Raw genomic sequence first — 14,441 nt, 5'->3', positions numbered from 1 at the left:
ATGACGCACGATGACCGGCGTGCGACGGCGTGGACCCGCGTGTCGGCGAACGGAGCTTTCCATGAATGACCCCATCACCCGCGCGGCGGAACAGCACGACGACCGCCGCGGGACCCCCGACCTCATAGCACCGGACGAGCCGAACGCGTCGCCCGCGCGGACCGTGCTGGAGACGGCGGCCACCTGCCGTCCGGTCGAGGACGGCACCGCACTCGTGAGCCTCCTCAAGGAGGGCGGCCCGCTGCCTGGCGCCGGACACGACGCGCTGCGCACGCCCGGCGTGACCCGACCGGTGCAGGACGTACGACGGATGGTCACCCTCCTGGGCGAGTTGCCGCACGAGGTGGCCGGGGCGGACCCCACGCTGCGCGCCGCCGCTGTCGGACGGTCCATCGAGGAAGTCGCCCTGCTGGTGACCATCCTCGGCAAGGAGGACCCGGCGGGGGCAGAGCGCTGGGGCCGCAGCGGGCCCGCCGGTCCGGCCGCCCCGTACGTCCTCCCGTCCGGCCCGCACACGGAGCCCTCCACGGAGCCCTACGAGCAGGAGCCCGAGGATCAGGAGCCCGAGGAGCCGTTCGAGTCGTGGCACCCGGAGCGGTACGACGCCCCGCACCAGGAGCCGTCCCGGCGCACCGCTCCCGCGGCCCCGCCCGCCGCGTCCCGCGACCGGGCGCTGCGGCGCGTCCTGCGCTGGCCCGTGGCGATCGCCCTGCTGGTCAGCGCAGCCCTGCACCTGCCGAACGACCCGACGGCCCTGCAGTTCGCGGCCCCCGTCGACTGCCTGCCCCTCCTCGTCACAGTGCTCTGCCTGGTGAGCGGCGCCCTGGTGGCGCTCCGGGACACCACGACCGTGTGGCGGGCGGGCGCGGCCATCGCTCTGGGCGTGGTCGCCCTGCACGTGCTGGGCGGGTCGCTGCGGTACGACCCGCTGGCGGGCGCGGTGGGCGGCACCTTGGCCTGGGCCGGTGCCACCGTCGTGCTGTGCGCGGCGGTCGGCGCGGTCCTCGCCGGCCTGGCCCTGCGCAACCGCCGGGAGACCTCGGCCTGACCGGCCGCGGGCTTCACCGGAGCGGCACCCGCGTCCCGGACGCGGGGTGCCGCTCCGTTCGTGGTCGTCGCCCACGGGCGGCGCGGCCCGCGCGGTCACGCGAGCAGGTTCACCGCCCGGGTGAACACGCGGGGGAGCCGGGCGGCCAGCGGGACGATCCGGGGCGCGAGCCGAGGCTGGTGACGGGCCCACAGCAGGGACGTGGTGAGCGTGCGGTAGCTGCGCGACAGGTCCCGCCAGGCCTGCTCGTAGGCCTGCGGGCGCCCCGCCCGGACGCAGCGCACCAGCTCGCCCGCCGCCGTCATGGCCAGGGTGAGTCCCTCACCGGTCAGCGCGTCCACGTAACCGGCCGCGTCCCCCACGAACAGCACGCGCCCCGCCACCCGTACGCGGGCCCCCTGGCGCAGCGGCCCGGCTCCGCGCACCGGCGTCCCCGCCGCCGCGGCCAGGCGCGCCGCCAGCACGGGGAAGCGGGCCAACTGCACGTCGAAGGGGGCCTGGTCGGAGGTCAGGACGGCCACGCCGATCCGGTCGGGCGCCAGCGGGGTGACGTAGGCCTCGCACCGCGCCGACCAGTGCACCTCGACGAGGTCGCTCCACGGCGGGGCGGCGTAGTGGCGGCGCAGCCCGTAGCGTGCCGGTCGGCGGGGGGCGAGCGGCGCCGACAGGCCGAGCCCGCGCCGGACGGGGGAGTGCAGGCCGTCCGCCGCCACCAGGTAGCGGGCGGTGAGCCCGGCCGCGCTGACCTGATGGACGTCCTGGCGCACCTGGTGGACGCGCCCGGGGAGCACCCGTACGCCGAGTCCTGCGGCGCGCTCGGCCAGCGCGGCCTGGAGTTCCGTGCGCCGGGCGCCGAGCCCCGGGCCGGACCGGAAGAGCCCCTCGGCGCAGCGGCCGCTCACCCCGTCGACGTAGCGGATCCCGTGGAACGGCTGCCCGGCGACGGTGACGCCCAGCTCCCGGAGGTGGCGTACGCCCCCCGGCATCAGGCCCTCCCCGCAGGCCTTGTCGATGGGGGTGGGCCTCGGCTCCACGACCACGACCTCGAGGCCGGCGAGCGCGCCGTGGATGGCGGTGGTCAGCCCGGCCGGGCCCCCGCCCGCGATCAGCAGGTCGATCACGAGGCGGCGCCGGCCGAGTGGACGGCTGCGGGCGCCCGCAGCCGGCCGCCGTCGGTCAGGGCGGCGTCCTCGCAGCCGATCCGTACGCGCAGCAGCAGCAGATTGAGCACGGTGAAGCCGAGCGCCGTCATCCACGCGGAGTGCACCAGCGGCAGCGCGACGCCTTCCGCGACCACGGCCACGTAGTTGGGGTGGCGCAGCAGCCGGTACGGTCCCGACTCCACCAGCGGCAGCCCGGGAACGACCAGCACCCGGGTGTTCCAGCGCTTGCCGAGGGTGGCGATGCACCACCAGCGAAGGCCCTGGGCGGCCACGGCGACGGCGAGGGCCGACCAGCCGAGCAGCGGGACGAACGGCCGCCCGGCCACCCAGGGTTCCACCACGCAGCCCACGAGCAGTGCGGTGTGCAGGGCGACCATGGCCGGGTAGTGGCCGCGGCCGTACTCACGGCCGCCGCGGGCCAGGCTCCACGCGGTGTGGCGGCGGGCCGTGATCAGCTCGGCGAGCCGCTCGGCGGCGACGAGCCCGATCAGCAGCAGGTACGGGGTCAGGGAGGCGGAGGTGGAGGCGGTCAGGGCGGGGATCGAATTCATCGGGCTCACCAGCGCAGGAGGACGAGTTCGGAGGCGAAGCCCGGACCGAAGGCGAGCATCAGCCCGACCGATCCGGGCGGCGGCGGTCCCGCGCTCTGGACGCCGTCCAGGATGTGCAGGACCGAGGCGGAGGAGAGGTTGCCCACGGCCGCCAGCGAACGCCGGCTTGCGGCGAAGGCCGACTCCGGCAGCGCGAGGGCGTCCGAGAGCGTGTCGAGGATCTTCGGGCCGCCGGGATGGCAGATCCACGCGTCGACGTCCGCGGGCTTGAGGTCGTGCGCGGCGAGGAAGGAATCGACCTCCTCGGCCACGTGCAGCCGGACCAGGTCCGGGAGTTCGCGGCCCAGCACCATGCGCATCCCCCAGTGGCCGATGTCCCAGCCGAGGAGGTGCTCGGTGCCCGGGTACAGACGGCTGCGGGCGGCCACCACCTCGGGTCCGGCGCCGGTTGCGTGCAGGGGATGCTCGCGGCCCACCGCCACCAGGGCGCCCGCGCCGTCGCCGAACAGGGCGCCGGCCACCAGGTTCGCCATCGAGGCGTCGGTGGACTGGAGGGTGAGCGAGCAGAGCTCGGTGGACAGCAGGAGGGCCGCGTGGCCGGTACGCCCCGTCAGATGGTCGTGGACGTGGCCCACTCCGGCGGCGCCGGCCGCGCAGCCGAGGCCGAAGAGCGGCACCCGCCGTACGTCGGGACGCAGGCCCGCACGGGTGGCGAGACGGGCCTCCAGCGAGGGCGTCGCGAGCCCGGTCACGGTGGTCGACATGACCAGATCGACCTCCCGGGCCGCCAGACCGGCGTCGGAGAGGGCGAGTTCGAGGGCTCGGGTACCGAGCTCCAGGGCCGTCTCGATGAAGAGGGCGTTCGTCGCGCCGAAGTCGTTCCCCGGACCGTACCGCTCCAGCGGCAGCGCGAGATGTCGGCCGTCCACGCGCACCGAGCCGTGGACGCGGCGCAGCAGGGCGGTGTCGGAGCCCGGTGGCAGGAAGCGGGCGAGCGCCTCCGTGATCTCGGACTGGGGATGGTGATGGGGCGGGAACACGCTGCGCACTGCCAGAACACGTGTCATTCGTTCACCATAGAAAACAACTGACACATCGTTACGAATCAGGCGAACCGGGCGCGGCGCCGCGTAGCGTGTCGCCGTGCCCGCGCGAACCGCCCAGACCCGCGAGAACACCGAAGTCACCGGGAGCACGGCGCCCGGCCCCGGCCTCGTACGCGGCCTCGCCGCCGCGTGCCACCCGCTGCCCGCGGCCGCCGTGACCCTCTTCGTCGCCGCCCTGACGGCCGCCGCGGGGCACGGCCCGGCGAGGGCGGCCGTGACCGTGGGCGCGGTGGCCGCCGGACAGCTGTCGGTGGGTTGGTGCAACGACCGGGCCGACCTGCGGCGCGACCTGGCCACGGGCCGACGGGACAAACCGCTCGTCGCCGGTACGGTGCCGGCCGCGTCCGTGACCCGGGCCGCGGCCGCGGCGCTGCTGCTCTGCATCCCGCTGTCCCTGGCCTGCGGGCTGCTCGCCGCCGCCGCGCACCTCGTCGGCGTGGCGGCCGCCTGGGCCTACAACCTCCGGCTCAAGAGCACGCCCGCCTCCTGGGTCCCGTACGCCCTGGCCTTCGGCCTGCTGCCCGCGTTCGTCACTCTGGGCCTGCCCGGGGCTCCCTGGCCGCCGCCCTGGCTCACGGCCGCCGCGGCCCTCCTCGGCGCGGGCGCGCACTTCGCCAACGTGCTGCCGGACATCGAGGACGACCTGGCCACCGGTGTGGCGGGGCTGCCGCAGCGGCTGGGTCGACGGGTCTCGGCCGCGCTGGCCGGACTGCTCGTCCTCGGCTCGACCGCCACCCTGGTCGTGGGAGCGCCGGGGCGGGTGACGGCGTACGGCTGGACGCTGCTCGCCGCGACCGCGACGGCGCTGCTCCTCGCGGCCCGCCGGGCTGCCGGAAGGCTCCCCTTCCTGGCCACGATGGCGGTGGCCGGAGCCGATGTGATCCTGCTGGTCGTCGAACTCCGCCCGTGAGCCACCGCCACCACCACCGGGCGGGCCGCGCGCTCCGGCCCGCTCCGCGCGCAGGGCCCGCGCCACCGTACGGGGGGTCGCCCGGGACGGGGACGCCCAACGGCGCCCCGACCGCCCCGCGACCCGGATGATCACGGTCGCGCCCGTCAGGTCCCGGACGAGGTTCTGTGATCGCCGCGTACGGGACGGGGCAGACGGGTCTGGTCGCTCCCGGCACGCACTGGGCCCCCGTGGGCGGCCTTCAGGGCATTTCCCGGGTGCGGGTCCAGGCCAGGAGCGCGTCCGCCGGCCAGGTGTTGATGACGCGCCCGGCCGGAACCTCGCACTCCACGGCCCTTTCGCAGCCGACGATCTGCCAGTCCAGCTGGCCCGGGGCGTGCGCGTCCGTGTCGATCGCGAAGAAGGTGCCGGCTGCTACGGCCAGGCGCAGCAGCCGCCGGGGCGGGTCCAGCCGCTCGGGCCGGCTGTTGATCTCCACGGCAGTACCGCTCTGTGCGCAGGCCGCGAAGACCGCCTCGGCGTCGAACTGCGACTCCGGCCGGGTCCGGCCGGTGACCAGCCGCCCGGTGCAGTGGCCCAGGACGTCCATCAGCGGGTTGCGCACGGCCGCCAGCAGCCGTCGGGTCATCGCCGGCGCGTCCATCCGCAGCTTCGAGTGCACCGAGCCGACCACCAGGTCGAGCCGGTCCAGCAGCTCCGGCTCCTGGTCCAGCGCTCCGTCGTCGAGGATGTCGCACTCGATTCCGGTGAGCAGCCGGAAGGGCGCCCAGGTGGCGTTGAGCTCGGCCACCACCCGCAGCTGCTCGCGCAGCCGCTCCGGGGAGAGCCCGCGGGCGACGGTCAGGCGCGGCGAGTGGTCGGTCAGGACGGCCCAGTCGTGGCCCAGTGCGGCCGCCGCCCGCCCCATCGCCTCGATCGGACTGCCGCCGTCGGACCAGTCGGAGTGCACGTGGCAGTCCCCGCGCAGGGCCGCCCGCAGGGCGGTGGCGGCGGGCGTGGGCGGCGGCCCTTCGGGGAGCGCGGCGATCTCGTCCTCCAGCGCCTGCAGGTACGCCGGCACGGTCCCGCCGAGCGCCTCCCGTACGACCTGGGCCGTTTTGGGGCCGATCCCCTTCACGGCCTCCAGGGAACCGGCCGCGACCCGCTCGGTCACCTCGTCCTCGCCCATCCGCGTGATCGCGGCCGCGGCGGACTGGAAGGCCCGTACCCGGTAGGTGGGGGCCTGCGCACGCTCGAGCAGGAAGGCGATCCGGTCCAGCGCCGCAACCGGGTCCATCGCGCACCTCCTGCCCGCCGCCGCCCCGCCGCCCGCCTCCCGGACCCAGTGTCCGGTGCGGGGGGCCGCTACGCCTCTCCGGCCTCCCGGGGCACGGCGGCGTCGAGGGCCGCGGTGAGGCGGTTCAGCCGGGCCTGGAGGTCGAGGACCTCGGCGAGCTCGAAGCCGGTCGCGGCCGCGATCCGCCGGGGTACTTCCACCGCGCGGGCGCGCAGCGCGGCGCCCTCCCCGGTCAGGTGGGCGTGCACGGACCGCTCGTCCTCGGTGCTGCGCTCGCGGCGGACCAGTCCGGCCGCCTCCAGCCGCTTGAGCAGCGGGGACAGCGTTCCGGAGTCCAGTCGCAGGTGCTGCCCGATCTCCTTGACCGGCATCTCGCCGTGCTCCCACAGCACCAGCATCACCAGGTACTGGGGATAGGTGAGGCCCAGGTCCTTGAGGACGACGCGGTAGAGGCCGCCGAAGGCGCGGCTCGCCGCGTTCAGCGCGAAGCAGATCTGGCCGTCCAGGCGCAGGAAGTCCTGGTCGGAGTGGGTCGCGGTGGGCTGCTCGGTCATGTCGGCCAGTGTACCCGGGCAGAACTTGGAGGGCATTGAATTGTGCACAACTTAATTGCGTGCTCTACTGGTGGAGCGCGGTCGACCACCGGCCGCCGCCACGGTTCATTTCTGCGAGAGGAACTCTCATGGACGCGCTCTACACCGCTGTCGCCACCGCCAACGGCCGCGAGGGCCGCGCCGTCAGCTCCGACGGCCAGATCGACCTCGCCCTGGCCATGCCCCCGGCGCTCGGCGGCAACGGGCAGGGCACCAACCCCGAGCAGCTCTTCGCCGCCGGCTACGCCGCCTGCTTCGCCAGCGCGCTCGGCCTGGTCGGCCGCCAGGCCAAGGTCGACACCAGCGAGGCCTCGGTCACCGCGGAGGTCTCGATCGGCAAGGACGGCGCCGGCTTCGGCCTCGGCGTCACCCTGCGCGTCGAGCTCCCGGAGTCCCTGGCCGGCGAGACGGGCGCCCTGCTGGTCAAGCAGGCCCACGAGGTCTGCCCGTACTCCCGCGCCACCCGCGGCAACATCGACGTGGACCTCGTGATCGAGTAAAGATGCCGGACACCTGGCGGGCGGCCACCATGGAGGGGCATCCACTTCTCCGGGGGCCGCACGCCAGGAGGCGCCAGTGGCGCACACCTACGCAACGGACGTCCTGGTCGTCGGCGCCGGCCCGGTCGGGCTGACCGCCGCTGCGGAGCTCCGCAGACGCGGCGGCAGGTGCCGGATCGTCGACCGGCTGCCGGCCCGGCTGCCGTTCGCGAAGGCCGTCGGCATCCAGCCGCGCACCCTGGAGGTGTGGGACCGCATGGGGATGGTCCGCGCCGCACTGGAGGCGGCCGTCCCGATGAGGGGGCAGTTCCTCTACGTCAACGGCGTCGAGAAGGCCCGCACCGAGCTCTCCGTGCCGCCCGAAGTGCCCTACGGATTCGCGGCGCTGCCGCAGTACGAGACCGAGCGGATCCTGGACGAGTTCCTGGGCCGCTTCGGGACGGCCGTCGAACGGGGCACCGAACTCGTGTCGTTCACCCAGGACGCCGACGGGGTGACCTGCCGGCTGCACACCCCGTCCGGGGCGCAGGAAGAGCTGCGGACCCGGTACCTGGTGGGCTGCGACGGCGCGCACAGCATCGTCCGCAAAGGACTCGGCCTCACCTTCGAGGGCGGGGCCTTCGCCGAGGAGTACATGCTCGCCGACGTACGCGTCGACTGGGACCTGCCGCCCGGGTACAACCTGCGCGCCATGCACCTCGACGATGAAGGGGCGGTCGACGACGTGCTCGTCTGCATCCCGCTCCCCGGCCGGGGCCGGTACCGGATGTCGATGATGGTGCCGCCCGAACTCTCCACCGCACGGCAGGACGCGGCCGCCTCCGACGGCATCACCCACGGCCTGCAGGGCGGCCGGGGCCCCGCCCTGGCCGACATCCAAGCCGTCCTGGACCGGCTCTCACCGCAGCCGACCACCGCCTTCGACATCCGCTGGACCTCGGTGTTCCGCATCAGCCACCGGATCGTGGACCGCTACGGCGACGGCCGGGTCTTCGTCGCGGGGGACGCGGCCCACATCCACCCGCCGACCGGCGCCCAGGGCATGAACACCGGCATCCAGGACGCCTGGAACCTGGCCTGGAAGCTCGCCCTGGCGTGCGCGGGCGCGGCCCACCCCGGCCTGCTCGCCGGCTACGACGCCGAACGCCGGCCCGTCGGCGAGGAAGTCGTCGGCCGCACCGTACGACACGCCGTAGAGGGAATGGAGAACGACCCCGACGACCCGGCGACGGTGATGATGCGCGAGGCCCAACTCCTCGTCGGCTACCGGGGAAGCCCGACCGTGGACCCGGCCGGCGACGGCCGGGGCCCCCGTCCCGGCGACCGGGCACCGGACTGCGCGGGCCTCACCGGACCCGGCACCGCCTACCCGATGCGCCTGTACGACGTCCTGCGCGAGCGGGACCACGTACTGCTGCTCTACGGAGCGGGGTTCGGGCCCGGCTCCGAAACCGGGTCGGGCCTCGACGAACTCGTCCGGACAGCCCGGGAGTCCTCGGGCGGCCGGATGGACGTCTGCCTGGTGCTCGCGGCGGACGCGGGCGCTGGCGCCGACGCGCATGCCATCGTCGAGGCCGACGGGACGACACTGCCGGTCTACACCGACGGCCGCGGAGAGTTCGCCCGCCTCTACGCGGCCGAGGAGCCCACGGCCTTCGTGATCCGCCCGGACGGATACCTCGGCGCCCGGCTCCCGCTCTCTCCGCCCGCCCCGCGCCCACTGGCCGCCCACCTCGCGGCGGTCTTCGCCGCGAGCCCGCCGAACTGATCCGTCAGACCTGGGCTCCGGCCCGGGAGGCTTCGCGGCGCTGTCGCTTGCCCAGCGGGGCCAGCGACATGTCCTGGGCCTGCGACTTCAGCTGCTTGAAGCCGTATCCGCGCTCGGCCAGCCAGCTCTCCGCCGCCAGCTCCGCCCGGGCCGTCGCGTCGAGGATGTCCTCCTCGGCCTCACCCGTGTCCACGAAGCGGAAGGTGAAGAAGGGGCGGGCCGCGAGGTCGTACGTGAGGTGCCCCTCGGCGGTGAACTCCGCGCGCAGCATGTCGTGCTCGGGCGCGGCGGCGAGCAGCTCGGCCCTCTGGTCGTCGGTCAGACCGTCGAACGAGCCGCGGACGGTGATACGGAAGGTACGGGTAGCACTCATCCCCGGAGCCTAGATCGGACACTGCGTCCGCTGCACCCGGATATCCGCCGGTCCGCCCCCGCCCACCACCCCGCGGACGGTCGCGCAGGGCGGCGTACACCGCACGGACACCCGGAAAGCCCCCGCGGGGAGCCCGTTTTGGATTGCCCGACGATCCTCAATACGATCCGGCGATGATCACAAGAAAACGGCTTGCGGTCGGGGCGTGCGGCCTGCTCGCCGCCCTGGCCGTCGGGCTCTTCCCGGCGAGCGCCACGGCCGCCGACGAACCGACGGCGAAGGAACCCCCCAAGGTCGACCTCGTCCTCGACGTGAGCGGCTCCATGCGGGCCAACGACATCGACGGACAGTCCCGCATGGCCGCGGCCAAGCAGGCCTTCAACGAGGTCATCGACGCGGTCCCGGCCGAGGTACGCCTCGGCATACGGACCCTGGGGGCCGACTACCCGGGCGACGACCGGGCCACGGGATGCAAGGACACCAAGCAGCTCTACGCGGTCGGCCCCCTCGACCGGACCGAGGCGAAGACCGCGGTGGCGACCCTGGCCCCCACCGGCTGGACGCCGATCGGGCCGGCCCTGCTCGGCGCGGCCCAGGACCTGGAGGGCGGCAACGGCTCCAAGCGGATCGTGCTCATCACGGACGGCGAGGACACCTGCGCCCCGCTCGACCCGTGCGAAGTGGCGCGCGACATCGCCGCCAAGGGCATCCACCTGGTCATCGACACCCTCGGCCTGGTCCCGGACGCCAAGACCCGGGCCCAGCTGACCTGCATCGCCGAGGCCACCGGCGGCACCTACACCTCGGTGCAGCACAAGGCGGACCTCTCCAACAGGGTGAAACAACTCGTCGACCGGGCCGCGGACCCGGTCGTCAACCCGGTGGCGACCGAGGGCGCGAAGCAGTGCCAGGGCGCCCCGCAGCTGAAGGCCGGCCTCTACAGCGACCGCGAGACCTTCGGCGAACACCGCTGGTACCGGGTCGACGTGCTCCCGGGGCAGGAACTGCGCGCCTCGGTCAGCATCGGCGCCGACCGCGCCGTCAACAACGACTACGGCGTCCTGCTGCGCGCCACCACCGTCCACGGGCGCGAGATCGTGCGCGGCTCGGAGGCGGGCAACGGGCGTACCGACGTCCTCTCGACCGGCCTGCGCTATCCGAAGGCCGAGATCGACGGCCCGGACTCGGACGCCAAGCCCGTCCCGGAGACCGTCTGCCTCCAGGTCAGCAACTCCTTCTCCGCTCCCGCCTCCGTCAAGACGACCCCGGGCATGCCCGTCGAACTGACCATCGACCTGGTGGACGGACCCGACGGGGCCTCCGACGTCGCCGCGTTCGGCCTCGGGCGGGGCTGGTGGCTGCTGGCCGTGCTGGCGCTCGCCGGACTGCTGGCCGGTCTGGTGTGGGGATGGATCTCCCGCTGGCGCATCTCCGTCTGGAGGACCAACTGATGCGTAGAGTAGGCACACTGACCGCGTCCCTGCTGGCCGCGGCCGCCGCCCTCACGGTGGCGGGCACGGCCGTGGGCACGGCCGTCGCGGACACGCCCTCGCCGAGCGCCAGCACCAGCGCGAGTCCGGGCGGGGGCGGGGCCAAGGCCGAATCCGCCCCGACCGAGGCCGGCACCAGCTTCCGTACCGCAGCGGCGTTCCGCCCGGGCCAGAAGGCCACGGCCGGCGCGTCCAGCGGCGACTACCTCTACTGGGTGGTCCCGATCGACGCGCAGCAGCGCGCCACGGTGAAGGCCGCCGTCACCCTGCCCGAGCCGGCGGCCCGGCACGGCGCCTCGACCTGGCAGCTCGACGTGTACGACGGACTGCGCCGCCGGCAGGCCTGCACCTACGGCACGCAGACCGCGGCCGCGGCGAAGGAAGCCGCCACGGTCGAACTGTCCTGCACCTTGCGCACCGTGCGCGCCGGCGCCGAGCCGTGGGCCAACGACCCGCTGCCGGGCAGCTACTACGTACGCCTGACGGTCCTCGACCTGCCGGACGAGGACAAGGGCCTGCCGGTGCGCGCGGCCGTCGAGGCCGAGGTGAAGGAAACCGGCGGCGTCCAGGCGGTGGACGGCGCCCTCTCCACCCCGTTGGTCGCCGGCACCGTGACCGCGACCCTGCGCGAGCCGGAGGACGGCTGGTCCGGCGGCTGGTGGTCCGACCGCTGGATCTGGACCGCGGCGGGCGGCGTGCTCGCCGCCCTCGCGGGCGTCTTCGGGTACTCCCTGACGCGCGGCGCGGGCCGCCCGTCCAGGGTCCCGCCGGGCGCCTGAGGAACGGGGGAGGCCGCGCCCGTCGGGCGCGGCCTCCCCACCTCTGCCGGGGCCGGCGGTGTTGGGCCGGCCGGTCAGCCGGTCAGCGACCGCGGGTGAGTCGGGTGCCGAAGTCAGGCTCGACGAGGGCCCCCTTGACCGCGACCGGCACGCTCCGGGCCCCCTCCCCGCTGCCCACGGTAAGCACGGCCACCTCGGCGCCTGCCTTCGCGGTGTGCGGCAGCGGTCCGGTGCCCGCACCGTCACCGGTGGCGAGGGACAGCTTCAGCTTCTGGCCCGGGACGCCGATCACGTTCAGGTCCTTGGTGGCCACCAGCGGCGTACGGCCGCCGAGCCCGTCGTCCACATGGCCCACGACGTCGCCCTTGCGGATCACCGGAGCCGACGCGAGCGCCGCCCGTACCCCCTCGATGATCGTCTTGCTGTTCGCCAGCACCAGCTTCAGGCTGTTCGCGCCGTCCTCGTCCGGCCCGTCCACCCGCTGGTCCATCAGCGTGCCGAGGATCAACTGGTCCTTGCCGTCGATCGACCTGTACGCCGCCCACATCAGGGTCCCGCCGGCGGGCGTGCTGGAACCGGTCTTGATGCCCCGGATGGTGTTGCTGAGCAGGGTGTTGTTGTTCTCGAGCCCCGCGGGCACCCCCTTGATGGAGGCGTACGGCACAGCGACGATCGAGCGGAACACCTCGTCCTTCATGACGGCTTCGGCGAGCTTCAGCTGATCGACGGCGGTGCTGACGGTGCCCGCGTCCAGACCACTGGGGTCCGTGTACGTGGTGTTCGCCATTCCGAGCTCCTTGGCGGCGGCGTTCATCTTCGCGACGAACGCGGCTTCGGAGTCGGTGCCGGTGTCCCAGCGCGCCAGCAGGCGGGCGACGTTGTTGCCCGAGGGGATCATGAGCATTTTGAGCATGTCCTGCTGGCTGAACTTCTGCCCGGGGGTCAGACTCCTGATGCGGGACTCGTGCTCCGAGGTGCCGTCCGCCACGGTCTTCGCGTCGATCGTGATGTCCGGACCCGGGTCGGCCTTGCGGAGCGGGTGGCCCTTGAGGATCACGTAGGCCGTCATCACCTTGGCGACGCTGGCCGTCGGGACGGGCTTCTGCTCACCGAACGTGCCGATGTCGCCGGAGCCGGAGACGCGAACGGCGCCCTGGCCCTTGGCGGGCCACGGGACGGAGAACTGCCCGTCGATGGTGCGGTCGGTCTCGGCGGCGACGAGCTGCGGGGCGGGCAGGGGGCGCATCAGCTGCGCGCCGGCGCCGGCGCCCACGAGGAGCAGCAGGATCGGCGTCCATATCTTGACGCGGCGCAACGCGGTGCGGCGCGGAGTCTCCGCCGGGGGCCGGGTGTTGGTGAGCTCGGCCAGCAGGTCGAGCGGAGGCAGCGGCGCGGCGGGGGCCTGCCCGGCCACCTCGGCTTCGGGGGACTGCGGCTGAGCCCGCGGCGCGACGGGCGCGGGCAGGTCGACGTCCTTGAGCGCGACGAACTGGCTCGTCCGCTCGGGGTCCGGCTCCACCTCCCGAGCCCAGGAGGGCGCCTTCCGCGGAGCGTCCGGCTCGGCGGGCTTCTGCTTGGGCAGGGTGATGAGCATCGTCTCGTCGGGCGCGGCAGCCTCCGGCTGGGGACCGGTGTCTGCCCGGTCCCCAGCGGTGGGTTCGCCGCCGTCGCCCCCGTCGAGCCGTTCGTCGGCGTCGGCGTCGGCCTCTGCCTCGGAACGGGCCGTAGCCTCGGCTTCGGCCTCGATGCCGCCCGCGGCCTTGGACTCGGCGTCGGCCTCGGAACGGGCTTCGCCCGCGCGCTCGGAACCGCCCTCCGCCTCGGGCTCCGCGTCGGCCCCGCCCGGGAGCCCGGCGTCGGCTTCGCCGGCTTCGCCCTCGGGCTCGGCATCGTGCGGGAGTTCGGAGTCGGCCTGGCTCTTCGGCTTGGCCTGGGGGCCGGTTTCGCCGTCGGCCTCGGCGTCCGCCTCGCCGTCGGCCTGCGGCTCCGCCGCAACGGCTTCCGCCTCTGAGCGGGCCGGGTCGGTCTCGCCCTCGGAGTCGGCCCCGCCCGGGAGTCCGGCATCGGCTTGGCCGGCGCGCTCGGACTCGGCTGCGCCCTGGGGGTCGGCTTCGCCCTTGGGCTCGGCGTCCGCCTCGCCGTCGGCCGTCGGCTCCACCGCAATGGCTTCCGCCTGGGAGCGGGTCGTCGACTCGGTATCGGCTGTGCCCTCGGAGCCGGCGGCGTGCTCGGCTTCCGGTTCCGCCTCAAGTTTGGCGTCGGCCTCGGGACGGGCATCGTCCGGGAGTTCCGAACCGCCTTCGGGCTCGGCGTCTGCCTTCGGCTCCGCCGCAACGGCTTCCGCCTCTGAGCGGGCCGGGTCGGTCTCGCCCTCGGAGTCGGCCCCGCCCGGGAGTCCGGCATCGGCTTGGCCGGCGCCCTCGGACTCGGCTGCGCCCTCGGACTCGGCATCGTGCGGGAGTTCGGAGCCGGCCCGGTCCTTCGGCTTGGCCTGGGGGGCGGTTTCGCCCTCCGGCTCGGCGTCCGCCTCGGCGTCGGCGTCAGCCTTGTCATCGGGGCCGGCTGCGGCCTCGGGGGCGGAGTCCGTCCGGGGACCGGCATCGCCGGGGAGTTCGGAGCCCGCTTCGGGCTCGGCGTCGGCCAGGGGGGCGGCTTCGCTCCCGGGCTTCGCGCCCGCCTCGGCCGAAGCTTCGGGCTCCCCCTCCAGAGCGGTGGTCACTGCCTCGATCTCCGGGTCGTCCGAGGAACCGCCCGCCACCGTTACCGCCTTCATCCCAGCCCCGCCTTGCTGCTCACGTCATGCCGATACGACCGGCGAGGCCCCAGGGGCCCCGCCGCACTGCCAGATGCCCCCGCTACCCCGCCCGTTCCATCCGCTGGATCT

General features: G+C 74.5%; 13 protein-coding genes. 6 read left to right on the top strand and 7 right to left on the bottom strand.

The genetic code is table 11. The features are described from left to right. Positions 1 to 61: 61 nt before the first annotated feature. The gene (locus OG386_RS04230) at positions 62 to 1,048 is read left to right on the top strand and encodes a hypothetical protein (RefSeq protein ID WP_328786806.1); all 987 of its coding nucleotides are present in this window, start codon (positions 62 to 64) and stop codon (positions 1,046 to 1,048) included. Positions 1,049 to 1,143: 95 nt separating this feature from the next. On the opposite strand, the gene OG386_RS04225 is transcribed toward OG386_RS04230, so the two are convergent. The 3 genes from OG386_RS04225 to OG386_RS04215 are packed head-to-tail and all read right to left on the bottom strand — an operon-like array spanning position 1,144 to position 3,829. Further along, entirely contained in the window at positions 1,144 to 2,169 is a 1,026-nt protein-coding gene (locus OG386_RS04225; RefSeq protein WP_328786805.1) for an NAD(P)/FAD-dependent oxidoreductase, read from the bottom strand. Further along, on the bottom strand, positions 2,166 to 2,762 hold the full coding sequence (locus tag OG386_RS04220) for an isoprenylcysteine carboxyl methyltransferase family protein (RefSeq protein ID WP_328786804.1): 597 nt from the start codon (positions 2,760 to 2,762) through the stop codon (positions 2,166 to 2,168). The genes OG386_RS04225 and OG386_RS04220 overlap by 4 nt, the downstream gene beginning before the upstream one ends. A gap of 5 nt (positions 2,763 to 2,767) precedes the next feature. After that, positions 2,768 to 3,829 carry a type III polyketide synthase gene (locus tag OG386_RS04215; protein WP_328786803.1) on the bottom strand — a complete coding sequence of 354 codons (1,062 nt, stop codon included), beginning with the start codon at positions 3,827 to 3,829 and terminating at the stop codon, positions 2,768 to 2,770. A gap of 76 nt (positions 3,830 to 3,905) precedes the next feature. On the opposite strand from OG386_RS04215, the gene OG386_RS04210 reads away from it, so the two are divergent. Further along, entirely contained in the window at positions 3,906 to 4,778 is an 873-nt protein-coding gene (locus OG386_RS04210) for a UbiA family prenyltransferase (RefSeq protein WP_328786802.1), read from the top strand. Positions 4,779 to 5,019: 241 nt separating this feature from the next. On the opposite strand, the gene OG386_RS04205 is transcribed toward OG386_RS04210, so the two are convergent. Both OG386_RS04205 and OG386_RS04200 read right to left on the bottom strand, forming a co-directional pair. Further along, the gene (locus OG386_RS04205; protein WP_328786801.1) at positions 5,020 to 6,054 is read right to left on the bottom strand and encodes a PHP domain-containing protein; all 1,035 of its coding nucleotides are present in this window, start codon (positions 6,052 to 6,054) and stop codon (positions 5,020 to 5,022) included. A 68-nt stretch (positions 6,055 to 6,122) separates the two neighbouring features. Continuing rightward, positions 6,123 to 6,608 carry a MarR family winged helix-turn-helix transcriptional regulator gene (locus OG386_RS04200; protein ID WP_328786800.1) on the bottom strand — a complete coding sequence of 162 codons (486 nt, stop codon included), beginning with the start codon at positions 6,606 to 6,608 and terminating at the stop codon, positions 6,123 to 6,125. Positions 6,609 to 6,736: 128 nt separating this feature from the next. Between OG386_RS04200 and OG386_RS04195 the strand changes: the two genes are divergently transcribed. Both OG386_RS04195 and OG386_RS04190 read left to right on the top strand, forming a co-directional pair. Beyond that, entirely contained in the window at positions 6,737 to 7,147 is a 411-nt protein-coding gene (locus OG386_RS04195) for an organic hydroperoxide resistance protein (protein ID WP_266607811.1), read from the top strand. A gap of 76 nt (positions 7,148 to 7,223) precedes the next feature. Further along, entirely contained in the window at positions 7,224 to 8,915 is a 1,692-nt protein-coding gene (locus OG386_RS04190; RefSeq protein ID WP_328786799.1) for an FAD-dependent monooxygenase, read from the top strand. A 4-nt stretch (positions 8,916 to 8,919) separates the two neighbouring features. Here the strand turns inward: OG386_RS04190 and OG386_RS04185 are convergent, their stop codons facing one another. After that, positions 8,920 to 9,288: a DUF6204 family protein gene (locus OG386_RS04185; RefSeq protein WP_328786798.1), complete on the bottom strand. Its 369-nt coding sequence runs from the start codon at positions 9,286 to 9,288 to the stop codon at positions 8,920 to 8,922. A 173-nt stretch (positions 9,289 to 9,461) separates the two neighbouring features. Here OG386_RS04185 and OG386_RS04180 point away from each other — a divergent pair, with 173 nt between their 5' ends. Then, entirely contained in the window at positions 9,462 to 10,739 is a 1,278-nt protein-coding gene (locus OG386_RS04180; RefSeq protein ID WP_328786797.1) for a VWA domain-containing protein, read from the top strand. Further along, positions 10,739 to 11,557 carry a hypothetical protein gene (locus tag OG386_RS04175; RefSeq protein WP_328786796.1) on the top strand — a complete coding sequence of 273 codons (819 nt, stop codon included), beginning with the start codon at positions 10,739 to 10,741 and terminating at the stop codon, positions 11,555 to 11,557. Before OG386_RS04180 ends, OG386_RS04175 begins: the two co-directional genes overlap by 1 nt. An 82-nt stretch (positions 11,558 to 11,639) precedes the next feature. Here OG386_RS04175 and OG386_RS04170 read toward each other — a convergent pair whose 3' ends face one another. Next, entirely contained in the window at positions 11,640 to 14,330 is a 2,691-nt protein-coding gene (locus tag OG386_RS04170) for a serine hydrolase (protein WP_328786795.1), read from the bottom strand. Positions 14,331 to 14,441 lie beyond the last annotated feature (111 nt).

This window comes from Streptomyces sp. NBC_00273, from assembly GCF_036178145.1.
GTDB lineage: Bacteria > Actinomycetota > Actinomycetes > Streptomycetales > Streptomycetaceae > Streptomyces.
The sequence above is the reverse complement of the archived record's forward strand: the minus strand, read 5'-3'. Positions and strand labels throughout refer to the sequence as shown.